The organism is Bengtsoniella intestinalis, from assembly GCF_039719005.1.
Taxonomy (GTDB): domain Bacteria; phylum Bacillota; class Clostridia; order Oscillospirales; family Oscillospiraceae; genus Oscillibacter; species Oscillibacter intestinalis.
In genome coordinates, this window is sequence record NZ_CP133584.1 from 3,789,864 (window position 1) to 3,814,926 (window position 25,063).

Below are 25,063 nucleotides of genomic sequence, written 5' to 3' on the forward strand. Positions count from 1 at the left end.
ACAATAGCTCTGTATGGAAGTGTCAGTATTGGTACCAAGAGCTGTTCTAATGGCCTGGAATGTTTGTTCACCATCGCTTGTCTGATTCAACATCTTTTAAGTAGCCTTGTACCAATGCTTGCAACAGGGTATCTCGATCTACACGCTGGATAATCTGTCGAGCATGGTTGTGGTTGGTGATATAAGTAGGGTCGCCAGTGAGGATATACCCTGAAAGTTGTAGGATAGGGCTATATCCTTTTTCCAGGAGGGAACAATACACGCGCCGAATTGTAGCTTGGATTTCGTCGCTATGTTCCTGAGTATAATTTAATTTCTGTGTATAATCAGACAAGATGCACCCTCCTTACCTGGATATTTATCATCATTATAGCACAGGGAAGTGAAATTTCAACTAGCGAGAGAATCAACTGCTCTTCGTTCCCTCTGCCATCATCAGCGTCGCCAATGTCTCGAAGGGGATGGTGCTGGTGAAATGATACACAGAAAAGCCATCGTCGAGACCCACAGCCACGGTGGTAGGGTCTAGAAATGACAGGGAGCAGTGTGCATCGTCCTCCCATTGCAATGCAAGGGTGATGGAGCGCCCATCATGGTCGCTATCAGAGCCAACGGAAGGCAACGTCCACGGCAACAAATTGCGGAAATCGTTCCTCACGCTGGCTTGTGCTAAAATCTCCAAAACAGCTTGCAATGTATGGTTGTCTTCTGTGACAGTCAAGGCGTAGGTGTCCATATATAGATTGGAGCTGAGGGGAGCCGTTTCTGTTTTGATACCGCTGATTGTCAATGCGCCATCAATCCTGATGACTTGGGATACATCCCCCAAGTGCCCAGCCAAAGCACAAGGCCATAACCGCCAAATTGCTAATCCAGCCACAAGGATAGTGGCTAGAAGTATGAGAATTTTTTTCTTGTTCATGGAATCTCCTGTGTTCTCACCCAACCACATGGTGTGCCAATTCGTAATCTGTCTTTTTCACATAGATGGTGTACTCGTACATGATTTGGGTGTTGAGCCCAAAGGAGCCATGGCGCCCACGCCCCATACCACCACCATTGGAAGGATTGAACACTTTGGTGTAATAGGGGATATTGTGGTCATCCAAGGCAGAGCAAATCCGTTGCCGTTCTAGCAGTGAATAGGTAATGCGCAATTCTTTGCGGTTGAAAATGGTGATCATGACGTCTCTTCTTTCTCTTTTGTTTCCAAAAACGGCGCGTAGATCATAATAGCGTGGTTTTCCACCACCAGATAGTCATAAACCAACGCACCTTGGCTGTCAAACGATTGTTGGTACAGTTGGTTGTGACGGCTGTAACCGCCCCAGTATTCGCCTTCCATTTTGTGGTTTCGCTCCACGATTTCATAGCGGTATTCTGGTTTTTCCGATACCTGCCAAGCACCCTCCAAGTGGGTGTTGCCCACCGTCACCAACAGCTGGTAAGTATCTTGGGTATCGTTGCGAATCATCAAATCCCCGTGGGGATAAAAGCAGGTGGCACCAGAGCCAAAGGGTTGGGTACGGTTGCTGTCCGGGAACACGTCATAGCCATGGCGATGCCGTTCAATCACTGTCAAAGGGGTGTGGAGGGTCATCCAAAAGATGAGGTTAGCCAGTTGGCACAGTCCACCGCCAGTGCCAGCGGTAAAAGTGCCGTTGCGCAAAATCATGCCGTCCACATAGCCTTTGCGTTTGCTAGGCTTGCCGATGCACTTCCAATAGCTAAAGGTTTCCCCAGGTGCAAGGAGAATGCCGTGGACATGGGGAACAGCCAGATTGAGATTGATGATTTTATTCTCTTGCATCCACATCTCCACATCTTTGAGCGGTCGTCGCAAGATGGTTTCATGGGCAAAGGCGGTGTAAGGCAAGGGCGTGACAGCTCTGGTTTTGGCAAATTGATGATTGCAGCGGAGCCACATTAGCTTCCGCAATGCGCCATAATAAAGCATTCCGCATTTGAGCCGCAAATCAGAACGGTGAATGGGCTGTTTCATCGTGGCATCTCCTTTACAAAATGTTTCCCAATCGCCAGAGGGATAAAGTGTCTACTCCCAACAACTGTGCCACTTGGGTTTTGGCGTCCATGCTTTCTTGGTTTTCATACCAGAGGAAATAGCGGCTACCATCTTCGGTTTCATAGAGGGCGTAAGGGGTTTGATAGGTGTCTGACCAACCGTGGACGGTGGTTTCTTGGGCAAGCCGTGCAGTGATGGTGTCTAATGCAGGGTAGACTGGCGTTCCAGAGAGCAATTTTCCGTCGCTATCAATCTGCCATGCGATGTACTTGTAGCTCAGCCCCAGAACGATGCTCTCAGTCTGTCCATCCAGTGCGCTGACCAAGGATTCTAAGCCCCAAAACACTTGGTCAATGGGGGCAGGTGCGGCGGTTTGGTGGTAAGTAGAAGTTTCAAAACCGCTTAAATCGGTAGCGTCGTAGTTGTAAGCCATCAATAAGATTTCATCTGCCAAACCAGCAATGGTTTTGTAGTCGTAGCCATCGTAATAGGTGCCAGTTTGTAGCACAGGCGACACGCAAACGGTGAGGGTTTTGTCCAACGCTTCTACTTGAGCCGATAGGTCTGTCAAAAAGGCGTTGAAATCAGCGGTTTGCCCACTGCGTAAGCCTTCAAAATCAATGGTGACCCCAGTGTAGGGATTGGCACCGTAGGCGCTATAGGACACGGTCAATTCGTGGATGATTTGCTCCACCGCTTGGGTGCGCCCTTGCTCATCGGACAACAGCCCTGCCACGTCGTCGGTGGTGTCCATAAACACCATGAGATTACGCTCTTTGCTCTCCAATGCACGCACCACATCGTCATAGCCCCCTGGCACGGCAAACACATTGCCGTTGTCCCCAGTGGCCACGGTGGACAGCAGAGCCGTAGCACCATCCCATGTCATACGGCTCCAGCCAAAGTGGATGGTGTCCATGGTGGCAGTCAATGGAAGCTGTGAGGCGGAGGAAATGGCGTAAAACCCTTGGGTGGACATGGGCTGTTGTAGCTTTTCGTAAATCCGCACCAGCATGGTGGCGGCTTGGGCACGGGTAGCGGTATTGTCTGGGGCAAAGGTGGTCTCAGAGATGCCATTGGTCATGCCCATGGCGTAAGCCACGGAAATATAGCCTGTATCGCCAGAAATATCGGTGAAGAGCAAGTCCTTGTTGGCGCTTGTGGCCGCTGACTTTAGCCCCAAGCCACGCACCAGCATCTCACACATTTCAGAGCGTGTGATGGCATCGTCGGGACGGAAGGTAGCGTCCTCCATGTCCCACACATCCTGCTGTGCGGCGGTGACAATGGATGCGTAAAATCCAGAATCAGTGATGTCCTCTGCCACAGGCACGGCACCTTCTTGGTCATAGTCCCAGCCCATCATACGGCACAGCACGGTGACAAATTGCCCACGGGTCATAGAGTCGCCGTAGCCAAAGACAGTGTCACTATAACCGTTCATCAAGCCGTAGCTTTGGGCTTTTTGTACACCCTCCGCCAAGGCACTGCCTGTTGGCACATCGGTAAAGGTGGCACCACACCAAATGGTCATGGCGGAAAGTGCGGCAAGGGTGGTAAGGGTCAGTTTTCGTAAGTTCATAGGTGGTTTCTCCTTTTTTTTATGGTGCTATCAACCTTTTTCCGATAGTGGGGATATGCCAATGTCACAAGCTTCGCAGCGGTAAAATGCCAATTCTGAGCGTATCAGCCCATTGGTATGACCTAGTATTTCGCCGCCTATTTTGTGGATGCTGGTTAGCATGAGAGGAAATCGCTTGCCTTTTGGCAACCAATAAAGACCTAAATCTCGATTGGTTACAAGGGAACCTTGCTTCATTTCTGCGTTACAATAGGGACACTTCATAGCGTTCACCGTTCCTTTCTTTTTCTTTGATGCAATACATGGTGCCACATAATATCCATATAGTCTATTCTTACTTGAACTGCAAATCGTTACCTTGGGCATCACGGCATCCCCATGAACCTCTGGACGGCCTATATGTGTCAAAGGCCACCAATTGTGGTAAGGACTCTATGGGGATGCTGAATTCTTTTTTCAAGGTATCGTCAGCCACTTCAATATGGGTACACCGTGGGTCGTTGATTAAAATAGCCCCATCGCTATCCGATGTATACACAATATTTCTGGTATAGTATTGTAAATCTTCCATATCTACAAACACGGCCTTCTCATCCACGATTTCACACTTCATAGCATAGTAATTTTCGCCATCGATACAAAAAACCCAAGCGGTATTCCCGTTTTCATGGTGAAGCAATGTAAGGTTATCTGGATTTTCTAAGACAATGTGATCACTGAATACGGCAATGAAATCCTCCTCGGTCTGTAAAAACTTTGGTTGTGTATACAAATAAAACCCAATGGAGCCCAGTACGATGCAAAGAGCACCTGCAAAAACTAGCTTTTTCATAACTGCCTCCTTATATCCGCTCTTGGATAAAAGCGGTCAATGCTGGGGCATCAATCCAGTAATAATACATATCCCCCAAGATGTGTTCCACCGATTCACGCTCGTGCATCAGTAGAAAGAGTTTCTCTGGTGCATTGGGGTTATATTGTATGACATATAAGTGGTCGGTTTCTTCTAAGTAGGTGGATAGGGCGTATAGTTCTCCCAGAAAACCGCCAGTTTGGAGACTAAGAGATACATTTTCTGCATCAATCCCATTGAAAATCTCTGCCAATTCTTGCGCTTCTGCCCCAGTGATGATTTGGGGTTCAACGGTGTTGTCACCGGGCTTGTACAGCTTTACATGACCCAAAGAGTCCGCTGTGACACTTTGGCACCAATGGAGCAGGTGCGATTGGGCGATGGTCCAATCATATCGCTGTTGCCAGAGGTTTGCTTTTGCCATAAAAAGGCAGAACAAGGTACATAAAGTCAGTAGAGCAACAGGGAGTTTGCGGCTGTTTGAATGAGTGGTTAATTGTTTCATAGTATCTCTCCTAATGAAAAGAAATCCGTGATTACCATTACGAATACACCACAAGAAGTGAAAGAGAAAGAACGATGACACCGAAAGCAATGCAAGCGAAAACGGTATTCCAAGACGATTCGTATTCTTCGTCACTACTTCTGATAGCTTTGACTAAAAATGCTGGAAAGGCAAATCCTGCGATGATGCCCAGAACCCATAAAATTGATAACATTTTTTAATCCCCCTCAAAATAGTTCCTTAAAAGAACCGTAGGGCGCAGGCCAACCTCGTTTTTTGGCGATATGGTTTTGAATCAGTGCGATTGTGATTTTAATGGCTTCCATGATGAACCATGCTTGGAGGATAAAAAACTTTGTAACGCCACCCATTGGTGGGACACACCAATACAGCACAGCAATCACAATGAATACGCACGGGATTCCCACAATAATCCGCATTCTGCGCATCCATCGCAATCCTTTTTCTTGTATTTCTTCTTGATTTGTCATGATAAACCCTCCTTTAGTTCCCCTCTATCCCGTCATTTGGAATCGCCCAGGGTTGGACAATGGTGGCTAGGTCTGCATCGTAATCAAATCCCCAACCATAGCTATGGGGCTGACTTGGCAAAGTGCCTGCTGGGAATGTCATGATCAAATTTGTGGGGAAAAACACCAGATATTCTGGCATAAAGGCTTTTGTCATTTCTTCTACCAAAACTGGGTTATCAATCCCAGCGATTTCTGCCAAAGTAGGAATAATATCCTCAAGTTGACAGGTGAACAGTGCTTCCGTGGGAATCACCGCCCCTGTGTTGCGGTCGAAAGCGGTACAAAATTGATGCTCATAGAAATAGTTGCCATCTATGGGAATATTCACTGTGGTGAGAAGATAAAGCACCGTTTCATTTGAGGCCACAGGCGAGGTGTTTTGCCCCACGCGGTGGAGAGAAAATGAATCTGCCTGTTCCAAATAGTTTGTATAGGCCAGCTCTAAAGCGGCATCCAAATCATACAGGATACCCTGTTGGTCATAAAAAGCCAATACTTGGGTTTGTGCCTCTGGTGTTAAGTTATCAAAACTTTCCTGTCCTATGACATAGGAACTCTCTGGCCCATAGGGTTCTTCTTCGAAAAGCAATTCCACACCGTTTGGCAGAGCGTAGATAGCAGAGCCGACATCACGCCAGACGTTCAACGTCATCCCGCCCTCTAATGTCACCGTTTCATCGGTCAAATAGCGATTGAAGTGCATAAAGGTCACAGTGTTCGCTCCCTCTTGAGAGGACGCATATTCTGCCCAAACCATCACATCTGTAAAGGTGCCTGCTTGAAACTGTTCCGCCGTGGCTTCATCGAAAGGGCTGAGAATTACAGTATCTTCATTGAGTTGCAAGTAGATTTGTGTACCGTCATCCTGTTCCAGTAGGAAGGACACCACTTGTTCCCCATCCATCTGGGTGCCTACCACCTTGCCAGAAACACTGAGTGCATCGTTGCTGCAGGCTGTTAGGAAACAGACTATCAACATGACCCAGAGATAGAACTTTTTCATATGGTTTCTCCTTATTCCAAAATTGGATTGTGCATAATTTTCCTATTTTCCCCAGTATACCACACTGCACTTACAAAGTCATCACAATTTAGTCACAAATAGATTGCAAATGGCTGGTGAGTGTTGTAAGATGGGGGTGAACCTACATACAACACATAGAAGCAAGGAGAAAATTATGGACAAAAAACTTTATAAATCTACCGATAAAATAGTGGCTGGTGTTTGTGCTGGTGTGGCGGAATATTTTGGCATTGACCCCACACTTGTGCGTCTGGCATTTGTGTTGCTAGGTGGTTTGGGTGGCACTGGTATTTTGGTGTATGTTCTTGCCACCTTGATAATCCCTCGTTCACCAGAAGATTTTGATTGAGTAAATATTGCCACAAAAACAGGAGGTTTTTATGAAAAATATCATCTTACGGTACAAAGTTTTGATTGCATTTCTCTGTGGATTTTTGGTGTGCTTGGTATTGGGCAGTGCTCTATTCCACGCAGATACAAAAGTGGCGGCCAATGACCATAGCGATGTATTGCAACAAGCCATCATCCGTCGTATTGACCAGCAAAATGATGTGTATTTCAATCTAGGCGACCAATTTGAAGCCTTGGCTAACAGCCAAGGAGATGAGGTAGAATTACTAGAGGAAACCAAAGTCTTTGTGTCTGGGGTCAACATCTTTGTTCAGATGGACTATGTGCCGTATTACATAGAATTGCTATATCCAGAGCAGGAAACCTTTCTGGAAACTTGGGACGATTTGACCAAAGCCACCACTGCCATGGATTTAGAGCAGGTATCTCAATTATCCACCGATGAATTGTCTCATTTAAGCCAGCTTTGCTATGCCTTGAGTGATTGTTGCTATCGAGGCCATGAGGACTCCTTCGCATACTACATCAGCATACAAGACACCGACTCTAACGAATTCCACGCAAGCGTAGCCACCGCCCAAGCATTGATAGACGCTTGGTGCGCTATCTTGGATGCGTAAGTAGTATAGTTTTCCATCATCATACATTACTTGTTGACAAATGTCAACAAGTCTGTTATACTTTGTCTACAAACATAGACAGGAGGTAGTCTTATGGAATTGACTTTAACCACAGCGGAGTGGAGCGTGATGGAGCGTTTGTGGGACAAGTCCCCTCAAACTGGGCGAGAGGTGGTGTCGTTTTTAGAGGATACCATGGAATGGTCTCGCAGTACCACGCTAACTTTATTGACACGGCTAGAAGCCAAAGGGGCGGTGGGCAGTGATAGTAGCCAAGGAAAGAAACTGTTTTATCCCACGGTAGAGCGGAGCCAAGTGGCACAGCAAGAAACCAAAGCCTTTTTGGACCGTGTGTACCAAGGCAGTTTGACCATGATGGTCAGCGCCATGACCCAAGAAGCACCCCTATCTAAGGAGGAATTGGCAGAGTTGTACGCCTTATTGCAAGGCATGGAGGAATGACTATGACCCAATGGATTTTATCATCTTCGGTGCTGATTGTGTGCATCGTGGCACTACGGCGATTGCTCCGTGGGCGCATCACCCAACGGGTGCAATACGCCCTATGGGGACTGGTATTGGTGCGATTGCTAGTGCCTGTGCAATTTGGCAGCAGTGCCATCAGTGTCAACAATGTGACGCAAGAATCGGAATTTCTCATCACCCAAGAAGCGATTTTGCCAACAGTGACGGTGGACACACCAACAGCGGAACTGATTCCTACGTTGGAGCCTACGGTGCCAGTGGAAACCACACCACAACTGCCACCTGTGGGAACCGTGGTCACAGCACTTTGGATCACTGGGAGCATTGCGGTAGGCCTTTGGTTTGGCTACACCAACCTTCGGTTTGGACGGATGCTCAAGCGCAACCGTGTATTGTTGGATGATGATAGCACCAAACTGCCAGTTTACATGGTGGAGGACTTGTCCACCCCGTGTCTGTTTGGCTCTGCCATTTATGTCACCCCTGCCACGGTGGACAACCCCCAACAGCTTGCCCATGTGCTCTCTCACGAGGGGAACCATCACCGCCATGGCGACCATATTTGGAGTTTGCTGCGCTGTGTGTGCTTGGTGGTGCATTGGTACAATCCACTGGTGTGGTGCGCCGCTGTGCTCAGTAGTCGTGACTGTGAATTGGCCTGCGACGAAGCCACTATGGCAGGGTTTGCCATTGCAGACCGCATGGCCTACGGGCGGACATTGCTAGAAATGACCTGCGCCCAAACCCCATCTTTATTGATGACCGCCTCCACCATGGTGGGTGGCAAGAAAACCCTAAAAGAGCGGATTGGTCGCATTGCCAACAAGCCCAATATGGCACGATACACGGTGATTGGGCTTTCCGTGGTGGTCATGTGTGTCATCGGTTTTACCTTTACAGGTGCTGAAGCCAAAGACATTGCCATCATCGGTGGTGCCGATGGACCCACAGCTGTGTTTGAAACAGAGATTGTGGAGTCGGAAGTGGATATTGTGCCAGAAGTGTCCTCGGCGGTTTTAGACATTGAAGTAACGCAACAACTGGCAACCCCCACAGGTGCAAGCATACAGCTGTTGGTGACAGCTACGGAGTTAGACTCTGTTTTGCTGTACACTGGTTGGGAAGAAGGCACCTTGAACAACTATCGCTTTGATGATGAAACGGAAGGCACCCTGTTTGATAAACCCAACGAAACGTTAGCTGAATCCAAGCTTGGCGGACAGATTGGCACCATTGGCTATGTTTATAGCGATGAAGATAGCACGCTACAAGACAATCAATTTTACTTGAATCTCACCGTAAACAATATGGAGCTGAAAGCCAATCAACCCTACACCTTGCAGCTCTCTAAGTTTGGCACTTATGTACGCAATCAAGACAATCCCTCTGGCGATGGCGTTAGCATGACCCCATTATACGACGAAGTTTGGACGGTTGAGATTGTGTTGTCTGCGGATGAAGCAGCAGTTGAAACTGCAGCAGAATCAACTGTTTCGCCAGTGGATGCAGACCCCACCACCCAAGAGCCTGATGTTTCCTCCATGTCCACCCATCTAAGCGGTTTGGTGGCGGCGGATTTGCGGTATCAAGTGCAAAAGCAGTACGAAAGTGATGCTACACTTTTGTATGCCGACCCAGACAAAGCAGCGGCTTATGTACAGCGACAGATGGCGGCCTACGACCAGACCATAGCCAACCGCATTCCCACCGCCGATAGCCTTGCCAATCAGCTGTATCATGGGGAAAACAGCACCACAGAGTATTGGCTCACCGCCTACCCCCAAGGTGACACCACGCTAGGCGCCCTTTGGATGCAATGTAGTGACACAATAGACTTGCCAGCGTTGGCTTGCTTGCAACTGGGGGCATTCGATGCCCAAGGGCGATTGCTGGCACTATCAGAAAAGACCATATCCCATACCAATATGCCACTGATGGTCACCACCTTGTCCTATCCAAGCCAGACGGCTTATTTAGAATTGGCGCTGTATGACGGCACCAATGGGGCGGCGGAAACCCTTGTTTTGCAAGATGGGTTCACCGTGGACAACACCTCAGAGTTCACCACCCACAATGGAAAAACCTACGGTCGCTTGTACAGCGTTTGGGCAGAGGTTGTGGATGAGTATATTGCCGTGGTAGGTGAAAACGGCAACGCCGGCTATGTGGAGAGCAAATATCTTTTGCCAAGCGTCACCGCAGGGCAAACCTTGCCTGTGTACAACTTAGATGGCGTGGCTGTGGACACCTTCACCATCGCCCCTATTGTGGTGGAAAATGCCACGGAAAATCATTGGCAAACTGTAGAAACAATCCTAAAAGGATAAGGAGAAATGGTATGAAAACAATGAAAAAAGCAAGCATCTTTTTTGCTGGCATGGTGGCTTCCTTTGCACTGTGCCTGTGTGTCACCACTGCTTTGGCGGTGTCTGGAACAGTCAGCTTTAACCAAGCCAATGTGACCATCAATGACATCACCTTGTTTGAAAAAGACCAACCGCTAACCACCCAATCTGGCACCACCATCCCTTCCACCCTCACCTATACCGATGAACTGGGGCAGACCTCTCACTATGTGTCTGTCCGTGCCATGGCGGAGGCACTGGGCATGAATGTTACTTGGGAAGGAGACACAGACACGGTGGAACTTGCACTGTATAACAGTGTGAGCACCTATTTATTAAACACCTATTTCACTGATACCACCGCTGTTGGCGTTCTATTTAACGATGCCTTGGAAGAAGTGGAATCCATCCTCACCCAAGATGGCACCGTGCTCTTGTCACCGACAGAACACTTTGACACAGTGGCCTTTGAAACGGCGTTGCCCATCCAAGAAGGGGCAGGCAACTACGTCAGCGTCACCGTCACCAATTACCAAGACTATCCTGTGCGCTTCGGTTTGGGGCAAATCCACAACAGCGAGAGCAATGGGGCCATGCAGGCCTATGGCACCGTGCCAGCCAACAGTACCGTCACCCGTACCTTTTAGATTCTGGATGAAGATAGCGTTCTCCTTGCTCCCATTTACCTCTCCGTTAGCAACCCAGACTACGTCTGTCGCACCATCCAAGCCACCGTATCAGCGGTGCAGTTTGAAGGATAAGGAGCGATATACATGGTAAAAAGAGCATTCAAGCATAACAAAGTCATCCAATTCAACAACGTCATCCAAAACCTAGAAAAGCTAGGGATGACTGTAGAAGTGGAGATGGAGCAGGCGGGGCAACTGACCAGCTTGCTCATTGAAAAGTACTTCATGCGCAACAGTAACGTGTCCTGTTGTGCCGTCAGCATCTACTCCCATTCTCCCATCGAACACGACATCATCGTCATGTCTGGTGGGTCAGCGCAGGGAATGTTGTTCAAATTCTCATGGGGCGCAGACGATGAATTTCTAAACGACGTGTGCGCTGTGTTGCAAGGGTAAACAAACACCGCCAAGGGGTAGGGAAGTCCTACATCTTGGCGGTGTTTTGGTTAATATCTCTTTTCAATCGTTTCAAACTCATTACAATTGGTTTGCAATACTTGACGTAGGTCTTGGGGTGTGGGGCATAGTTCTACGCCGTACCACTGTTTCAATTTTTCCTCCCAAAGTAGCACCGTGTATCCTCGGCTGGTGTTGACCACCTCGCAGATGGTATCTGCTTCTAGGTAGTCCTTAAATTCTGCTAAAACGCTTTCAAATGTCATGGCTGACAGCTCCTTTCAATATGATATAGCATAGACTAGCACAAAATTTCCCATTTTGCAAAAACACCCTTGACATATATAGATTACCGATATATACTGCATATATCGGTAATCTATATATAGGAGGAACGGGATGTCTATTGATAAAAGTCTGCTCACAGGGAGCACTACCACGTTGATTCTGAAATTGCTAGAAGAAAAAGATATGTACGGCTATGAAATGATTGACACATTGGCGAAAAAATCTGACCACACCTTTGATTTGAAGGCTGGCACCCTCTATCCGCTGTTGCACACGCTAGAGAAAAAGGGGATGGTTTCCTCTTATGAAGAAACCTCCGTCAATGACCGCACTCGCAAATATTACCACTTGACCAAGGACGGTCAAGGGCTTTTGGCGCAGAAACAGCAAGAGTGGATGGCCTATTCCGCCACGGTCAATAAAATCTTGAACGGAGGGCTGGCCTATGGAACCCCGTGAACAAATCACGGCCTATTGTGAGATCGTCTGCAATGAAATTCGTTGGAAAAAAGTAAAGCCCATGGTGACCCGTGAGATAGAAACCCACATCCTCGACCAACGAGATGCCTATACAGACCAAGGGGATGGAGAGCCCATGGCCACCCAGAAGGCCATCGCTCAAATGGGGGATGCAATTTCTGTGGGGCAAGAGTTGGATGCCACCCATCGCCCCAAACCTCAATGGATGCTACTTGGCTTTGTGGGGATGTTTTTGGCAATGGGCGCTGTGATGAACGGCTATCTCAAGGACATGACCGACAACTACAACCAGTATCATGTTGTTTTTTACCTGTTGACTTTTGGCATTGTGGGGCTCTGTTATCATTTGGATTTCACCCTACTGGGCAAGCACCCTAAAAAGATATATCTGGGCGTGTTTCTGGCTGCTCTAGTTGCCATTAGCTCAATTACAGGTAGATTTCAAGGTGTGGTTGTACTTTCTCTATTGGGAAGCAGAGTGTCCCTGTCATATCTCTGTTTGCTTTTTTCCTTGGCCTACGCTCTGTGGGTGTATAGCATGAGAGGGCGAGGTGCCATGGGTGTACTACTCAGTGGCGCAGGGTATCTGCCCTTGGCCATGGTGTTGATGTTGGTGCCCACGGTGATTGGACTGCTCATTTACACCCTCAGCGCACTGGCTGTTTTGTGTTTTGCCATCCTCCGTGGGTGGTTTGGCAGTCATATCAAGGAACATTTGGCATTGGTATGGGTGCCAGTGCTAGGGGTTTTGGCAGGAATTTCCCTACGGATATCTTGGATTCCTTCCTATGCCCACAGTCGACTCGATGTGTTTTTCAATCCAGAGCTTGACCCATTGGCCACGGGGTATCTATACCACACCGTCAGAGAAATTCTTGCCCAGTCGGTTTTTTATGGGAAGGGGACAGTTTCTGACATTCAATATCTTTTGCCTAACATTACAACTGACTACTCCCTCACCTATCTGATTCATGAAGTGGGCTTTGTAGTGTTTTTTGTGGTAACGCTACTGTTTCTACTGTTTTCCATCCTTGGCATCCGAAAAGCCGTGGGCGAAAAAAGTATGCTAGGTTCCATGGTGGCGCTGTCTATCATGCTGGTATTTCTATTGCAAGGGTGCTCGTATTTGATAGCCAATTTGGGGTATGGGCTATTTTCTTCTCTGCCCTTGCCCTTTGTCTCCTTTGGCAATACCAGCATGGTTATCAATGGTGCCTTGGTTGGTTTTATGCTGTCTGTGTTCCGCACAGGTGACATCGCCAGTGATGATGTGCAGTCCTACCATGGCCATATCCAGCATAGAGTGGGCTACACCGATGGTACACTGACCATTCGTCTGAGAAAATAATGTAAAGGGGGTGCAGGCCATCTGCACCCTTTTTCAACCCCTCCAGAAAAAATTCCCAATGTTTTGTAACCTTTTGCCTCTCCCGATTGTATTACTGGTGAAAAGCTTTTCAAGCACAAGGAGAACAATATGCGACTTCCAATCGAGACAATCATCACGCAGTATCAGCAAAATCTGTACGCAGTTGCGCTGAATATCTGCAAAAGTCCTCAAGATGGGGAGGATGTGGTACAGGACACGCTTCTGGCCTACTTATCCACCCACAAGGACTTCGAGACAGCGGAACATATCAGGGCATGGCTGTTGCGAGTGGCCATCAACAAAGCGAAGAACAAAACCCAATGTCATTAAGATAAGCCTGGGTGCTACAAGAAAAACACCCAGAACCTTTTAAAAAAAGCTTGACAATTACAAAAAAATGTGCGGTCGCCTTCATTGACCAAAGTCAATGAAGGCGACCCTTGTTATTGAGCATAACGCTGATAACAAAGGAGATGCACACATGACATTCACAACAAAAAACATAAAAAGAACACTAAAAAAATCCATAAAAGCCCTTTCGCAAAACGCTGTAAAATATGCTGAAAATCCAGAAAAAGACTTCACCCGAAATAGGAAGTTACCATTTGAAAAAGTAATTGAAACAACCTTATCTCTCACAGGAAAAACACTATATGGGGAATTATCCGAACAATTCGGCATACATTCATCCTCACCTACAGTATCCGCTTTTGTGCAACAACGAAACAAAATCAAATCAACTGCCTTCGAGGATTTATTCCACCAATTTGTTGCCGAAACAAACCAACCCATCACCCACCGTGGCTACCGCCTTTTGGCTGTGGATGGCTCTAGTTTGCACGTTCCCACCAACCCAAAGGAAGTGGATTCTTACCATCAAAAGGCCAATGACTCCAAGCCTTTTAACCTTTTGCACCTCAACGCCATGTACGATATTTTGCGCAAAACCTACGTGGATGCAACGGTTGAAAAGGGTGAAAACAAGGCCTTTGCCACCATGGTGGCACGTAATCAATCAAAAGTACCCACCATTTACATTGCTGATAGAGGCTACGAATCGTACAATAATTTCGCTCATGTGCAAGAAAGAGGGCAAAAATTCCTTGTCAGAGTGAAGGATTCTGCTTCACGCAACGGTATTTGTCACGGATTATCTTTGCCTGTTGGTGAGGAGTTTGACGTTTCACTGACGCTACACATTTCACGCAAGCAAACAGCGCAAGCCAAAAATCAAAACCTGAAATTTATCGCCCATAGTTCACCATTTGATTTTTTACCCTGCAAAACAAAGAAAAATGAAAAAATCGAGCCATATCCGTTACATATTCGCCTCGTTTGCTTTAAACTTTCTGAAAATTCTTACGAAACGGTTGCCACAAATTTGGATAAAAGTGAATTTGATTCTGCTGCCCTCAAGGATTTGTACGCCAAGCGATGGGGTATCGAAACGTCCTTCCGCTCTTTGAAATTCACCGTCGGATTGCTGTATTTTCACAGCAAAAAGACGAAGCTTCTTCTTCAAGAAATCTTCGCCAAGTTGATTATATACAATTTTACACAGTTGATAACCTCGTGCATTGCTGTAAAAAAAGTTACCAGAAAGCGGGTTTATCAAATAAATTTCGCTGTTGCCACTCAAATTTGTCGTAAATTCTTTGGGAAGAATGTACCCGTCGCCGAAGTTGAAGCCTGCATCGCAAAAAACCTAACACCCATGCGAAATTTGCCCTCAAACCCACGCAAGCGACGCAACACGAACCCCAGAACCGACACCTCTTTTTTCTATCGCTTGGCGTAATGCCACGTTATAAGGACAAGCAAGCAGATTGAAAAATCTGCTTGCTTGTCCTGCGCATTTTTAGATTCCGATGATTTTTTATTAGCTGTTCTTGCGTTTTAATAGCTTAACTTAATGACATTGGAACAAAACCACATCCTTTTTTCGGCGGCGGTGCGTGCCTTTTGAGGATTATGTGGAAACGCTGACCTTTGAAACCCCAGAATCGTCCCAGATATTTGATGGGGTGATGGCACTACCAGAGAAGTATCGGGTGGTCATCCACCTATTTTACTACGAGGACTACTCTGCCAAAGAAATTGCCCAAATCCTCAAATTGTCCGAATCCAACGTAAAAGTCCGATTGTCACGAGGGAGAACCATGTTAAAACAAGCATTGAAGGAGATATGGCAGGATGACTAATCACGAACAATATAAGCAGGCGTTTTCCGCCCTTCCTATCTCCAAGGATTTTGAATTGGAGGCTATCAAAATGAAACGGATGAAGAAACTAAAACTCAAAAATTTGATTGCAGTGGCGGCAATCTGCGCCATGGTGATCGGTGGCTCCACGGTGGCTTATGCCGCCAACGTGGGCAACATTCAGCGTACTGTCCAGATGTGGATTGCAGGCGACCAAACCGACGTGACCATCGATTTCAACGCAGATGGCACCTATGCCATGGAGTATTTAGACCGCAATGGAGATTTGGTTTCTGGTGGTGGCGGTGGTGTGGCCTTCAACGACGATGGCACAGAACGCCCCCTCACCCCAGAGGAATTGATGGAGGAAATGATGTATCCTGATGTGATCTATGAGGACGATGGCAGTGTTTGGGTGTACTATATTGACCAAGCGGTGGAGATTACCGACAAATTCAATGACGGTGTCTGTTACGTCCAAATCCCTGACGGTGACGGAACCCTCTATATGACCATCAAGTATCAAGGTGGCGATGCGATCAGCCCCTATAAATTTGTGGCACCGTGGGAATTCAATTAAGTATCAACCCGACAGGGCAGGCATCTTTTTATAAAGATGCCTGCCCTGTTGCTGTTTCTATGGAGAAGGGTGGCTATTGCTTTGACTTTTTAAGAGGTGGTGCAGGCTGTATAGTCTGCACCCTTTTCTTCAATTTTGGGAAAATTCAAAACTTTTGAACCAAAAGCATTTTTCTATTGTATTATTAGTGAAAAGGCTTTTCAATCCCAGCGAAAGGAAGTGACAATCACTGTGCCCATCCAACTATCTTGCGAGGAAATCGTCCATCTCCATGGCGATATGGTCTATCGCATTGCCATCACCCAGACACGCCACAAAGAGGACGCTGAGGATATTTTTCAAGAGGTGTTCATCGCTCTTATGGGACATCTTCACTCTATTGAGAGTGAAACCCACCTGAAGCATTGGCTCATTCGCACTACCATCAACCGCTGTAAAAATCATCACCTCTGCTTCTGGAAACAGCGTGTGACCCTCCTGCCCGAGCAAACAGACAGCCCCCTCCCACAGGAGGAACACGCCCTCATAGACGAAGTGCGTGAGGCACTGGCACAACTGCCCTCCAAGCTACGCAGTCCAACGTACCTCTATTACTACGAGGGCTATCGGGTGGAGGAGATTGCCACCATTTTGGAGCTCCCGTCGGGTACGGTGAAATCCAGACTGCATACCGCCAGAGGGCGACTGAAATTAAAACTTGAGGAGGCTAGATCGTATGAATAATCTAAATATCAAAGCCCCTACACGGCTAAAAGAGGAGACAATTCAAAAAATGGAACAGAAACGCAGAAAGAATCACCTGCCTAAAACGCTACTAATCGCCGCCTGTATTCCAACGCTACTGATACTGACGGCCTTTGGCTATCGCCTGGTTTCGGGCATCGATGGAGACAATTTGGCACTGGATGCCCAGTATTTGGGGAACGGTTTGGTGGAAATCTCGGTGGAGAATCAGGCCAATATCCCCCTGCAATTTAACTCGGAATTTCAGCTGGAGCAGTGGTCTACCAGCGAAATGATTTGGGAGAGTTCCCAAACGATGCCCACCATTGCCCCCAACGAAGCCGCTACCCTCTCCATTCAAATTCCAGAGGAATTGATTGCCCAGTTGGAGACACCTCTCCCAGAAAACGACTGGTATCACTTCCTGCTGACCACCAACAACTTTGCCTTTGGGCAGACGTGGATGGCCTCTTTGAGTTTTGCGCCAGCTCTGCCCTCTGATGATGTAGAAGATGCAGGTTGGGCACCCACCCCGCAGGAGGACAACACCTCTAAAACTGCGGTGGAGTTCATTAGCGAACATTATGAAATCCAAAATCCCTTGGAGGAGATGGAGATTTCTTTCCCCTATAATGACTACCAAGAGGACGGAAATTACATCCATACAGCGGTGGATTTGGTGGCAGAGCAGGGCAGCAATATCTATCCCTTTGCCGCTGGCACCGTGGTGGAAGCTGGCTTTGCTTCTGGCGGAGGTAACTATCTGGTCATCGACCATGGAGATGGCTTGCAGTCCACTTATCAACACTGTGAGAGCTTACTCAAAGAAGTGGGCGATAGCGTGCTACTTGACGATGTGATTGCCACCGTGGGGCAAACTGGAACGGCCACTGGCCCCCATTTGGGATTTGGGTTGCTATTAGATGATGTGCCTGTGAATCCTGCGTTGGTGTTGGGTTTGGAGTGAAATAGTGCAAAAAGGGTGCAGGCCTTGGCCCAATGTCATTAAGTTAAGCTATTAAAACGCAAGAACAGCTAATAAAAAATCATCGGAATCTAAAAATGCGCAGGACAAGCAAGCAGATTTTTCAATCTGCTTGCTTGTCCTTATAACGTGGCATTACGCCAAGCGATAGAAAAAAGAGGTGTCGGTTCTGGGGTTCGTGTTGCGTCGCTTGCGTGGGTTTGAGGGCAAATTTCGCATGGGTGTTAGGTTTTTTGCGATGCAGGCTTCAACTTCGGCGACGGGTACATTCTTCCCAAAGAATTTACGACAAATTTGAGTGGCAACAGCGAAATTTATTTGATAAACCCGCTTTCTGGTAACTTTTTTTACAGCAATGCACGAGGTTATCAACTGTGTAAAATTGTATATAATCAACTTGGCGAAGATTTCTTGAAGAAGAAGCTTCGTCTTTTTGCTGTGAAAATACAGCAATCCGACGGTGAATTTCAAAGAGCGGAAGGACGTTTCGATACCCCATCGCTTGGCGTACAAATCCTTGAGGGCAGCAGAATCAAATTCACTTTTATCCAAATTTGTGGCAACCGTTTCGTAAGAATTTTCAGAAAGTTTAAAGCAAACGAGGCGAATATGTAACGGATATTATAATGGTCCCCCTGTCAAGACCACTTCCTCAAAATTTATCGTGAACACAACAACCTATTTTGCTTCCTGAGCCAAGCCTGGTTGTGGTTACCTCCAGGGTAGCCGCCCGAAGGGTTGCCTTGACCGACTGGGTCAGGCTGGTACAATGGGAAAGGCGAGGGGAACGGCCTCCGCCTACAACCCACGACCTCCCGTCGCCACCAGTCCTCAACCAGCCTGTGCCAGACTGTCAAGGTGGTTGGTTGGCGTTGTGAAGGCTGCCCCATACACGGCCTCTGGAGTCTGATTTCCCAGTGCTTGATGGGGTCTGAAGGTGTTGTACTGCTTGATATAATTTCCAATTCCACGGCGCAATACCCTAGGATTTTGATACTCGTTGAGGTAAATTTCCTCGGTTTTCAGGCTACGGAACCACCGCTCAATCATGATATTATCCGCCCAACGGGACTTACCATCCATGCTTTGGACAATGTGATTTGCCTTCAAAAACCCCTTATATTGGGAGCTTGTGAACTGACATCCTTGGTCAGAATTGAGAAAAGCGGGGGTGCCGTGGCTAGAAATTGCGCGCTGGACAGCGGCGATGACGTTATCTGTGTCCAGCGTATCGGACAGACTCCAGCCCACAATCAGACGGCTATACCAGTCGATAATCGCCGTCAAATACATGTGCCCGTGGTGCATTTTGATGTAAGTGATGTCGATTGACCACACTTGATTCGGGAACGAGACAACCTTATTTCTCAGCAAATATGGTACGATAGACTCTTTAAAGTTGCGTTTTGAGAGATTTGCCTTGGGATAGAGAGCATGAATTCCCATCTCGCACATCAGTCGCCTAACCAGCTTGCGACCCACAAAAATCTGGTCGGTGGCCAGCTTGGTCACCAGCTTTCGAGAGCCGATGTAGGGCATTTGGGTGTGCCAGTAGTCGATGCGTGCCATGATGTGCTCCCGCCAGCGCTTGGCCTCCTGGTCGACCTCCACAGGCTGGTAGTAGACCTGCCCTCGGGGCAGACCCAGCAGCTCACATTGACGGCGGATGGACAGGTCTGCGTCAGTCCTGAGGGAACTTGGGGACGGGGATGCCGCAGTCCCGAAAGGCACCCTGAATAAAGTCTCGCTCCAGTGTCAATTGGCCGATGGTGCGGAGCATCTGCTCCTTCTCTTTTTTCAGGGCAACCTCCTTCCGATGTGCTTCTTTGACCTGCTTTTTCTCATCGAAAACCTGACTGGCATTGGATATAAATTCCTTCTTCCAGTTGCGAATCATGTTGGGATTAACCCCCTGCTCGGCAGCGATAACGTTTAATTCCTTCTCACCCTGGAGGACTTCTAGGACGATCTTGGCCTTATATTCGGCGCTGTAACTGCTTCGTGGCATGATATGTTCTCCTCTCGTTTATCGTTTTTGATATTGTATCACGTTCACGATAATTTTTCGAGTGCTGGTTTGGTTTCTAGGGTCCATTATATATGGCTCGATTTTTTCATTTTTCTTTGTTTTGCAGGGTAAAAAATCAAATGGTGAACTATGGGCGATAAATTTCAGGTTTTGATTTTTGGCTTGCGCTGTTTGCTTGCGTGAAATGTGTAGCGTCAGTGAAACGTCAAACTCCTCACCAACAGGCAAAGATAATCCGTGACAAATACCGTTGCGTGAAGCAGAATCCTTCACTCTGACAAGGAATTTTTGCCCTCTTTCTTGCACATGAGCGAAATTATTGTACGATTCGTAGCCTCTATCAGCAATGTAAATGGTGGGTACTTTTGATTGATTACATGCCACCATGGTGGCAAAGGCCTTGTTTTCACCCTTTTCAACCGTTGCATCCACGTAGGTTTTGCGCAAAATATCGTACATGGCGTTGAGGTGCAAAAGGTTAAAAGGCTTGGAGTCATTGGCCTTTTGATGGTAAGAATCCACTTCCTTTGGGTTGGTGGGAACGTGCAAACTAGAGCCATCCACAGCCAAAAGGCGGTAGCCACGGTGGGTGATGGGTTGGTTTGTTTCGGCAACAAATTGGTGGAATAAATCCTCGAAGGCAGTTGATTTGATTTTGTTTCGTTGTTGCACAAAAGCGGATACTGTAGGTGAGGATGAATGTATGCCGAATTGTTCGGATAATTCCCCATATAGTGTTTTTCCTGTGAGAGATAAGGTTGTTTCAATTACTTTTTCAAATGGTAACTTCCTATTTCGGGTGAAGTCTTTTTCTGGATTTTCAGCATATTTTACAGCGTTTTGCGAAAGGGTTTTTATGGATTTTTTTAGTGTTCTTTTTATGTTTTTTGTTGTGAATGTCATGTGTGCATCTCCTTTGTTATCAGCGTTATGCTCAATAACAAGGGTCGCCTTCATTGACCAAAGTCAATGAAGGCGACCGCACATTTTTTTGTAATTGTCAAGCTTTTTTTAAAAGGTTCTGGGTGTTTTTCTTGTAGCACCCAGGCTTATCTTAATGACATTGGGCCTTGGCCTGCACCCTTTTTGCGTTATTCTTCTGGATAGATAAACTCCACATAAATCACATAGGCATCCTCTGCAGCTCCCAATTGGGAGCTGAGAAATCCGTTCATAATATCTTGGTAGGTCACATTTGGGTCGTTCACCAGATAATAGGCACGGCAGGTTTCGTACTTGGCGGTGCTGGACATGGGGGGCACCGTTTCTGTCACCAAATATTGATAGGTATTCACCAACTGGGTTTCTTCTGGGGTGGTGGGATACTGGGTGACGGTGAATAGTTCGTTTTCATACACAATATCCGTCACGGCTGACGTAGGTTCCTCTGCCCCGTCTGGGGTGAACTGATGGACACAGCGCAAGCTACCATCCTCACGGTTGGCCGATGCTTCTTCAAAGGCATCTAGGTATTCTCGCCCTGAAATGACGCCATCGCTGTTGTAGACAAAGGCACCGTCAGAAATGGCTTGGTCGAGGGAGTCGCTATCATAGTCGGTACTGATTGTAGTATCATCCGAGTAAAACGCATGGATAATGTCGTGTCCCACACCAGTATACCCACTGCCACCGTCGCTGTACAGGGGTTGAATATCCAAACGAATCAGCCAGCCGTCGGTCTGCTCCACGCCGTTTTGGGTGTAGTAAATCATGCGGTCTGCGTTGTATTTGGTGTCGTTTCGTGATAATTCAATGGCATAACGGTCAGGAGCATCTCCTGCCATTTCACCAATGGCATCAGTGGGCAGGTATTTCAGGGCGCTGAGGTAATGATATAGGTGGAATACCTGCTCCGTTGGGGCGACCCATGGGTCTGGTTCGGTCACAAAAAAGCGGTTGTCCTCTGTGAGGAAAATCCGCAACTGAGAGGCCATGGTTTCACCATCTTCACTATATAAAAAGCGGATGGCTTCATCTTGCACCATGTTGAAATCTGCATCCACTGTCAATCCAAAATTGTCAGGGGTCAGGTGTAAGCTCCCAGAGGAATAGCCAGTGATATTCTCTATATTTTGGAGAATTTCATCTGGATTCAAATCAGAAAGTGCATTGCTTTGCAAGGGGAAATACCGCTCCTTGGCATTGCTCATTAGCCCCACACCCACGCACACTGCCAGCACAATGGCCACCACAGTCACCCAAACCACAGGCTTTTTATACCCCATGACATTCTTCACACGCCCCTTGGTATCCCCTTCGCCAAAGGCCAGAGGGGTAGCGGAGATGAGCCGTCCACGGCTGGCAAAGCGGAGCAGGGAATTGGCATAGTCACGGCGGATGTCCCCCTCCATGGTGCCCATCACCGCCTCGTCGCAGGAGCGCTCCATATCACGTTCCGACAACACGAAGGCCATCCAGACAAGGGGGTTGAACCAGTGGACGGTCAGTGCCACAAAAGCCAGCACACGGGTCACATGGTCAAATCGTTTCAGATGGCACTGCTCATGGGCAATGATATAGCCACGCTCCTGTTCTTCTAAATGAGAGGGTAGATAGATTTTTGGACGAATTAGCCCCAGCACAAAGGGCGATGGAATATTGTCCGCAAGATAAATACGATTTTCCAATGGGATTGCCGTCGCCAGCTTGCGTTTTAGTAAAATATATTGCACCAGCCCGTAAACAGCCATGGCTGTCATGCCAGTCATCCAGAGAACACGCCCCACAAAAATCCATATTTGAATGGGGTTGACACTGGCCTCTGGTTGAGTCACTGGGGGCAAAATGGGGTTAATCACCTCGTCTAAAACCTCCACCCCTGTGTCCACTTGTGGAACAGTCTCATAGACCATTTCTGGGGTGAAGATGGGCTGACTGGTGGTGGGTATCAGGCTCAAATCACTCTCCCATGAAATGGGCACCAGCAATCGCACCAGCACGATAGCCCAGAGAAGATAGCTATACTTTTTTGGAAATTTCAGCATCAGAAACCGTGCCACAATCACACCCAGAATGACAAAGCTACCTGTCAAAGTCAGGTTGAGTATCTCTACAAATAGGTTATCCAACATGATTTACCCCTCCTGTCCGTCGATGATGGCTTTGATTTCAGCAATTTCGGCATCCGATAGCTTCTTCCCTCGAGAAAAAGCCGCCAAGAATCGAGGGAGTGATCCACCGAAGGACTCCTCCACAAAGGTCTCACTGCGGACAGCCATAAAGTCCTCCTGTGAGATCTTTGCCGTCACCAATCCGTCTTTGTTCTCAAACAAGCCCTTTTCGCAGAGCTTGCGCAAGACAGTATAGGTGGTAGGCTTTTTCCAAGTCAGCGCCTCTGCCGCTAGACCCACCAATTCCCCCGATGGGATGGGCTGATTCGCCCAGATGAGCTGTGCAAAGCGCAGCTCCACGTCTCCGATTTTATATTCCATGTGGGTGTCCCCCTTTTTGAGTTCTGCGGTTTATTCTTATAAACTAATTTTAGTTTACAGCAATAAACCGCATTTGTCAAGGGGGAAAATAATGACCCCCACGGATTTCATTTCGTGGGGGTCATGGTTGCTTATTCCGCTATGATTGCAGGTAGATTGGAGTAAATCTTATAGTCTCCTCCGCCATAGTCAACCAAAGTCAGAATATAGTCCGCCTGTTGCCAGCTGTTGTAGTAGCTGAGGGCAATCTGGTCGCCCGTCTGGGTGCCCGACACAAATTCCACAGTGCCGTAGTAATTGGTATCGCCGTGGAGGTTATAGTAACAGTCGTATTCCTCTAAATATTTGAAGTTTTCCAGTCCAATTTTATTGGAGGCAAACAGGTCGATGCCTGTATATTGCTCCAGCATATCGTCCATAGAAGTCTTTGGAATTGGGGTCACATCGGTGGGAATCTCCGCCCAGCTGTCGAAGCCGTAGGCCTGTGCCACTGCGTCATACTCGCCGTCTTCACTCATAGCATAATCGGCACCAGCGCCATGATAAAAGAGCATGAACAAATCGATATTGATAGGCAAATCAAATGAATTGTGGAGGAATTGATTGGCTGGATTCAAATTCTGACCTGTTGCACCGTTGAAATAGGTTTCGTTGAAATAGGAAAGTTCGTCAGCTGTCAGGGGCTGTGGGGTGCTGAGGAGGGCATATTCACAGGCCATCTCGTTATAATATTCACCCATAGCTTCGTAGTAATCTTTCGCCAAATAAGACTCATCTTCTGTGCTCACCATCTGATTTTCTAAGTTGATATCCAAAATGGCAATGGCGGTGGCACGTTCTACCCAAGGGGTCAGATTGCTAAAATAGGTGTTGATTTTACTTGCTGCGTCCCCATCGCTTATCTGTCCTTCGGTGCTATCTTCTGCCTTCACTTGGCGATTTCCTTGGCTATCCAAGGAGAATATGCTGTGTGCAAAGGTGTAGTAGCCTTGGCCTGTGTAGAGGCTGCCTTCTAACAGGTAAGATAGCCCATCTATTTCCGCCAGACTTAGTTGTCCGTTTCCAGTATGGGGCGCACCATAACTCTGCTCATAAATGGGTGTATTTGTGGAAAGAATGGGGTCATAGACGGCAATATCACAGGGATAGGTTTGATTGAGCAAGGCTTGTAAATCTTTGTCCACATACTCACTATGGACAGAAATGGTGGTTTCGATGATGTCAGGGATGCCGTCGTGGGTCACATCCGCCATCTGGGTGTGGATGACCTGTTTGATTTCGGTTATATCAGGGGTTTCGGTGGGTGGTGTTTCTGGCTGGGCGACAGCACTCTTGCTAGTAACATACTTCACCAGATCCATCCATGCAACCGTCTGGTCTGTATCTAGCAGGAAATATTGTTCATCAACTTGGAGGGCAACTTGCTCCATGGCCTCTTTCACATAAAGGATAAGGGTATGTGTGCAATGTCATTAAGTTAAGCTATTGAAACGCAAGAACAGCTAATAAAAAATCATCGGAATCTAAAAATGCGCAGGACAAGCAAGCAGATTTTTCAATCTGCTTGCTT

33 protein-coding genes are annotated in these 25,063 nt (G+C 47.4%); 14 read left to right on the forward strand and 19 right to left on the reverse strand.

The window, feature by feature from the left end; genetic code table 11:
- Positions 1–67: 67 nt before the first annotated feature.
- From RFF05_RS18115 to RFF05_RS18165, 11 genes are all read right to left on the reverse strand, one after another.
- Positions 68–334: an IreB family regulatory phosphoprotein gene (locus RFF05_RS18115; RefSeq protein ID WP_409968391.1), complete on the reverse strand. Its 267-nt coding sequence runs from the start codon at positions 332–334 to the stop codon at positions 68–70.
- A gap of 72 nt (positions 335–406) precedes the next feature.
- Positions 407–922 carry a hypothetical protein gene (locus RFF05_RS18120; protein ID WP_409968392.1) on the reverse strand — a complete coding sequence of 172 codons (516 nt, stop codon included), beginning with the start codon at positions 920–922 and terminating at the stop codon, positions 407–409.
- 16 nt (positions 923–938) lie between these two features.
- Positions 939–1,184: a hypothetical protein gene (locus RFF05_RS18125; protein ID WP_409968393.1), complete on the reverse strand. Its 246-nt coding sequence runs from the start codon at positions 1,182–1,184 to the stop codon at positions 939–941.
- On the reverse strand, positions 1,181–2,002 hold the full coding sequence (locus RFF05_RS18130; RefSeq protein ID WP_409968394.1) for a VanW family protein: 822 nt from the start codon (positions 2,000–2,002) through the stop codon (positions 1,181–1,183). Before RFF05_RS18130 ends, RFF05_RS18125 begins: the two co-directional genes overlap by 4 nt.
- 13 nt (positions 2,003–2,015) lie before the next feature.
- Complete coding sequence (locus RFF05_RS18135; protein ID WP_409968395.1) at positions 2,016–3,605, reverse strand: S-layer homology domain-containing protein; 1,590 nt, start codon at positions 3,603–3,605, stop codon at positions 2,016–2,018.
- A 30-nt stretch (positions 3,606–3,635) separates the two neighbouring features.
- Positions 3,636–3,971 (reverse strand): PF20097 family protein, encoded by a 336-nt coding sequence (locus RFF05_RS18140; RefSeq protein ID WP_409968396.1) that lies wholly within the window; start codon positions 3,969–3,971, stop codon positions 3,636–3,638.
- Positions 3,940–4,437 (reverse strand): hypothetical protein, encoded by a 498-nt coding sequence (locus RFF05_RS18145; protein WP_409968397.1) that lies wholly within the window; start codon positions 4,435–4,437, stop codon positions 3,940–3,942. The genes RFF05_RS18140 and RFF05_RS18145 overlap by 32 nt, the downstream gene beginning before the upstream one ends.
- Positions 4,438–4,447: 10 nt before the next feature.
- Entirely contained in the window at positions 4,448–4,963 is a 516-nt protein-coding gene (locus RFF05_RS18150) for a hypothetical protein (protein ID WP_409968398.1), read from the reverse strand.
- A gap of 37 nt (positions 4,964–5,000) precedes the next feature.
- Positions 5,001–5,177, reverse strand: a complete 177-nt coding sequence (locus RFF05_RS18155) for a hypothetical protein (protein ID WP_409968399.1) — start codon at positions 5,175–5,177, stop codon at positions 5,001–5,003.
- 13 nt (positions 5,178–5,190) lie between these two features.
- The gene (locus RFF05_RS18160; protein WP_409968400.1) at positions 5,191–5,454 is read right to left on the reverse strand and encodes a hypothetical protein; all 264 of its coding nucleotides are present in this window, start codon (positions 5,452–5,454) and stop codon (positions 5,191–5,193) included.
- Positions 5,455–5,467: 13 nt separating this feature from the next.
- Positions 5,468–6,499 (reverse strand): hypothetical protein, encoded by a 1,032-nt coding sequence (locus tag RFF05_RS18165; RefSeq protein ID WP_409968401.1) that lies wholly within the window; start codon positions 6,497–6,499, stop codon positions 5,468–5,470.
- A 175-nt stretch (positions 6,500–6,674) separates the two neighbouring features.
- On the opposite strand from RFF05_RS18165, the gene RFF05_RS18170 reads away from it, so the two are divergent.
- From RFF05_RS18170 to RFF05_RS18195, 6 genes are all read left to right on the forward strand, one after another.
- Positions 6,675–6,869 carry a PspC domain-containing protein gene (locus RFF05_RS18170; protein WP_409968402.1) on the forward strand — a complete coding sequence of 65 codons (195 nt, stop codon included), beginning with the start codon at positions 6,675–6,677 and terminating at the stop codon, positions 6,867–6,869.
- A gap of 31 nt (positions 6,870–6,900) precedes the next feature.
- The gene (locus tag RFF05_RS18175) at positions 6,901–7,491 is read left to right on the forward strand and encodes a hypothetical protein (RefSeq protein ID WP_409968403.1); all 591 of its coding nucleotides are present in this window, start codon (positions 6,901–6,903) and stop codon (positions 7,489–7,491) included.
- A 93-nt stretch (positions 7,492–7,584) separates the two neighbouring features.
- On the forward strand, positions 7,585–7,953 hold the full coding sequence (locus RFF05_RS18180; protein WP_409968404.1) for a BlaI/MecI/CopY family transcriptional regulator: 369 nt from the start codon (positions 7,585–7,587) through the stop codon (positions 7,951–7,953).
- A gap of 2 nt (positions 7,954–7,955) precedes the next feature.
- Positions 7,956–10,304 (forward strand): M56 family metallopeptidase, encoded by a 2,349-nt coding sequence (locus RFF05_RS18185; RefSeq protein ID WP_409968405.1) that lies wholly within the window; start codon positions 7,956–7,958, stop codon positions 10,302–10,304.
- 11 nt (positions 10,305–10,315) lie between these two features.
- A complete protein-coding gene (locus RFF05_RS18190; RefSeq protein ID WP_409968406.1) occupies positions 10,316–10,969 on the forward strand; it encodes a hypothetical protein in 654 nt (217 codons plus the stop codon).
- A 126-nt stretch (positions 10,970–11,095) separates the two neighbouring features.
- Positions 11,096–11,407, forward strand: coding sequence for a DUF6054 family protein (locus tag RFF05_RS18195; protein WP_409968407.1), 312 nt, complete (start codon positions 11,096–11,098; stop codon positions 11,405–11,407).
- A 50-nt stretch (positions 11,408–11,457) separates the two neighbouring features.
- On the opposite strand, the gene RFF05_RS18200 is transcribed toward RFF05_RS18195, so the two are convergent.
- The gene (locus RFF05_RS18200) at positions 11,458–11,673 is read right to left on the reverse strand and encodes a hypothetical protein (RefSeq protein WP_409968408.1); all 216 of its coding nucleotides are present in this window, start codon (positions 11,671–11,673) and stop codon (positions 11,458–11,460) included.
- Between the two features lie 133 nt (positions 11,674–11,806).
- Here RFF05_RS18200 and RFF05_RS18205 point away from each other — a divergent pair, with 133 nt between their 5' ends.
- The 8 genes from RFF05_RS18205 (at position 11,807) to RFF05_RS18240 (ending at position 18,015) form a co-directional block, all read left to right on the forward strand.
- On the forward strand, positions 11,807–12,154 hold the full coding sequence (locus tag RFF05_RS18205) for a PadR family transcriptional regulator (RefSeq protein ID WP_409968409.1): 348 nt from the start codon (positions 11,807–11,809) through the stop codon (positions 12,152–12,154).
- Positions 12,141–13,523 carry an FtsW/RodA/SpoVE family cell cycle protein gene (locus RFF05_RS18210; protein WP_409968410.1) on the forward strand — a complete coding sequence of 461 codons (1,383 nt, stop codon included), beginning with the start codon at positions 12,141–12,143 and terminating at the stop codon, positions 13,521–13,523. The genes RFF05_RS18205 and RFF05_RS18210 overlap by 14 nt, the downstream gene beginning before the upstream one ends.
- Before the next feature lie 129 nt (positions 13,524–13,652).
- Positions 13,653–13,874 (forward strand): RNA polymerase sigma factor, encoded by a 222-nt coding sequence (locus RFF05_RS18215; protein WP_409968411.1) that lies wholly within the window; start codon positions 13,653–13,655, stop codon positions 13,872–13,874.
- Positions 13,875–13,971: 97 nt separating this feature from the next.
- The gene (locus RFF05_RS18220) at positions 13,972–15,342 is read left to right on the forward strand and encodes an IS4 family transposase (protein ID WP_409966964.1); all 1,371 of its coding nucleotides are present in this window, start codon (positions 13,972–13,974) and stop codon (positions 15,340–15,342) included.
- Positions 15,343–15,499: 157 nt separating this feature from the next.
- Positions 15,500–15,745: an RNA polymerase sigma factor gene (locus RFF05_RS18225; protein WP_409968412.1), complete on the forward strand. Its 246-nt coding sequence runs from the start codon at positions 15,500–15,502 to the stop codon at positions 15,743–15,745.
- Positions 15,738–16,325, forward strand: coding sequence for a hypothetical protein (locus RFF05_RS18230; RefSeq protein WP_409968413.1), 588 nt, complete (start codon positions 15,738–15,740; stop codon positions 16,323–16,325). Before RFF05_RS18225 ends, RFF05_RS18230 begins: the two co-directional genes overlap by 8 nt.
- 219 nt (positions 16,326–16,544) lie before the next feature.
- Positions 16,545–17,048, forward strand: coding sequence for an RNA polymerase sigma factor (locus tag RFF05_RS18235; protein WP_409968414.1), 504 nt, complete (start codon positions 16,545–16,547; stop codon positions 17,046–17,048).
- A complete protein-coding gene (locus RFF05_RS18240; protein ID WP_409968415.1) occupies positions 17,041–18,015 on the forward strand; it encodes a M23 family metallopeptidase in 975 nt (324 codons plus the stop codon). The genes RFF05_RS18235 and RFF05_RS18240 overlap by 8 nt, the downstream gene beginning before the upstream one ends.
- Positions 18,016–18,168: 153 nt before the next feature.
- On the opposite strand, the gene RFF05_RS18245 is transcribed toward RFF05_RS18240, so the two are convergent.
- From RFF05_RS18245 to RFF05_RS18275, 7 genes are all read right to left on the reverse strand, one after another.
- Positions 18,169–18,642, reverse strand: a complete 474-nt coding sequence (locus RFF05_RS18245) for a transposase (protein WP_409970143.1) — start codon at positions 18,640–18,642, stop codon at positions 18,169–18,171.
- A gap of 222 nt (positions 18,643–18,864) precedes the next feature.
- Positions 18,865–19,764, reverse strand: coding sequence for an IS3 family transposase (locus RFF05_RS18250; protein ID WP_409967433.1), 900 nt, complete (start codon positions 19,762–19,764; stop codon positions 18,865–18,867).
- On the reverse strand, positions 19,715–20,041 hold the full coding sequence (locus RFF05_RS18255; RefSeq protein ID WP_409967432.1) for a transposase: 327 nt from the start codon (positions 20,039–20,041) through the stop codon (positions 19,715–19,717). Before RFF05_RS18255 ends, RFF05_RS18250 begins: the two co-directional genes overlap by 50 nt.
- Before the next feature lie 18 nt (positions 20,042–20,059).
- The gene (locus tag RFF05_RS18260; RefSeq protein WP_409968416.1) at positions 20,060–21,019 is read right to left on the reverse strand and encodes a transposase; all 960 of its coding nucleotides are present in this window, start codon (positions 21,017–21,019) and stop codon (positions 20,060–20,062) included.
- Between the two features lie 134 nt (positions 21,020–21,153).
- Positions 21,154–23,133: a M56 family metallopeptidase gene (locus RFF05_RS18265; RefSeq protein ID WP_409968417.1), complete on the reverse strand. Its 1,980-nt coding sequence runs from the start codon at positions 23,131–23,133 to the stop codon at positions 21,154–21,156.
- A 3-nt stretch (positions 23,134–23,136) separates the two neighbouring features.
- Complete coding sequence (locus RFF05_RS18270) at positions 23,137–23,493, reverse strand: BlaI/MecI/CopY family transcriptional regulator (RefSeq protein WP_409968418.1); 357 nt, start codon at positions 23,491–23,493, stop codon at positions 23,137–23,139.
- A 131-nt stretch (positions 23,494–23,624) separates the two neighbouring features.
- Complete coding sequence (locus RFF05_RS18275) at positions 23,625–24,923, reverse strand: hypothetical protein (RefSeq protein ID WP_409968419.1); 1,299 nt, start codon at positions 24,921–24,923, stop codon at positions 23,625–23,627.
- Between the last annotated feature and the right edge of the window lie 140 nt (positions 24,924–25,063).

Coding starts and splice junctions, on each gene's coding strand:
- RFF05_RS18120 (WP_409968392.1), bottom strand. CDS start 922: ATGAACAAGAAAAAAATTCTCATACTTCTAGCCACTATCCTTGTGGCT.
- RFF05_RS18125 (WP_409968393.1), bottom strand. CDS start 1,184: ATGATCACCATTTTCAACCGCAAAGAATTGCGCATTACCTATTCACTG.
- RFF05_RS18130 (WP_409968394.1), bottom strand. CDS start 2,002: ATGAAACAGCCCATTCACCGTTCTGATTTGCGGCTCAAATGCGGAATG.
- RFF05_RS18135 (WP_409968395.1), bottom strand. CDS start 3,605: ATGAACTTACGAAAACTGACCCTTACCACCCTTGCCGCACTTTCCGCC.
- RFF05_RS18140 (WP_409968396.1), bottom strand. CDS start 3,971: ATGCCCAAGGTAACGATTTGCAGTTCAAGTAAGAATAGACTATATGGA.
- RFF05_RS18145 (WP_409968397.1), bottom strand. CDS start 4,437: ATGAAAAAGCTAGTTTTTGCAGGTGCTCTTTGCATCGTACTGGGCTCC.
- RFF05_RS18150 (WP_409968398.1), bottom strand. CDS start 4,963: ATGAAACAATTAACCACTCATTCAAACAGCCGCAAACTCCCTGTTGCT.
- RFF05_RS18155 (WP_409968399.1), bottom strand. CDS start 5,177: ATGTTATCAATTTTATGGGTTCTGGGCATCATCGCAGGATTTGCCTTT.
- RFF05_RS18160 (WP_409968400.1), bottom strand. CDS start 5,454: ATGACAAATCAAGAAGAAATACAAGAAAAAGGATTGCGATGGATGCGC.
- RFF05_RS18165 (WP_409968401.1), bottom strand. CDS start 6,499: ATGAAAAAGTTCTATCTCTGGGTCATGTTGATAGTCTGTTTCCTAACA.
- RFF05_RS18170 (WP_409968402.1), top strand. CDS start 6,675: ATGGACAAAAAACTTTATAAATCTACCGATAAAATAGTGGCTGGTGTT.
- RFF05_RS18175 (WP_409968403.1), top strand. CDS start 6,901: ATGAAAAATATCATCTTACGGTACAAAGTTTTGATTGCATTTCTCTGT.
- RFF05_RS18180 (WP_409968404.1), top strand. CDS start 7,585: ATGGAATTGACTTTAACCACAGCGGAGTGGAGCGTGATGGAGCGTTTG.
- RFF05_RS18185 (WP_409968405.1), top strand. CDS start 7,956: ATGACCCAATGGATTTTATCATCTTCGGTGCTGATTGTGTGCATCGTG.
- RFF05_RS18190 (WP_409968406.1), top strand. CDS start 10,316: ATGAAAACAATGAAAAAAGCAAGCATCTTTTTTGCTGGCATGGTGGCT.
- RFF05_RS18195 (WP_409968407.1), top strand. CDS start 11,096: ATGGTAAAAAGAGCATTCAAGCATAACAAAGTCATCCAATTCAACAAC.
- RFF05_RS18200 (WP_409968408.1), bottom strand. CDS start 11,673: ATGACATTTGAAAGCGTTTTAGCAGAATTTAAGGACTACCTAGAAGCA.
- RFF05_RS18205 (WP_409968409.1), top strand. CDS start 11,807: ATGTCTATTGATAAAAGTCTGCTCACAGGGAGCACTACCACGTTGATT.
- RFF05_RS18210 (WP_409968410.1), top strand. CDS start 12,141: ATGGAACCCCGTGAACAAATCACGGCCTATTGTGAGATCGTCTGCAAT.
- RFF05_RS18215 (WP_409968411.1), top strand. CDS start 13,653: ATGCGACTTCCAATCGAGACAATCATCACGCAGTATCAGCAAAATCTG.
- RFF05_RS18220 (WP_409966964.1), top strand. CDS start 13,972: ATGAAGGCGACCCTTGTTATTGAGCATAACGCTGATAACAAAGGAGAT.
- RFF05_RS18230 (WP_409968413.1), top strand. CDS start 15,738: ATGACTAATCACGAACAATATAAGCAGGCGTTTTCCGCCCTTCCTATC.
- RFF05_RS18240 (WP_409968415.1), top strand. CDS start 17,041: ATGAATAATCTAAATATCAAAGCCCCTACACGGCTAAAAGAGGAGACA.
- RFF05_RS18255 (WP_409967432.1), bottom strand. CDS start 20,041: ATGCCACGAAGCAGTTACAGCGCCGAATATAAGGCCAAGATCGTCCTA.
- RFF05_RS18260 (WP_409968416.1), bottom strand. CDS start 21,019: ATGAAGGCGACCCTTGTTATTGAGCATAACGCTGATAACAAAGGAGAT.
- RFF05_RS18265 (WP_409968417.1), bottom strand. CDS start 23,133: ATGTTGGATAACCTATTTGTAGAGATACTCAACCTGACTTTGACAGGT.
- RFF05_RS18270 (WP_409968418.1), bottom strand. CDS start 23,493: ATGGAATATAAAATCGGAGACGTGGAGCTGCGCTTTGCACAGCTCATC.
- RFF05_RS18275 (WP_409968419.1), bottom strand. CDS start 24,923: ATGGAGCAAGTTGCCCTCCAAGTTGATGAACAATATTTCCTGCTAGAT.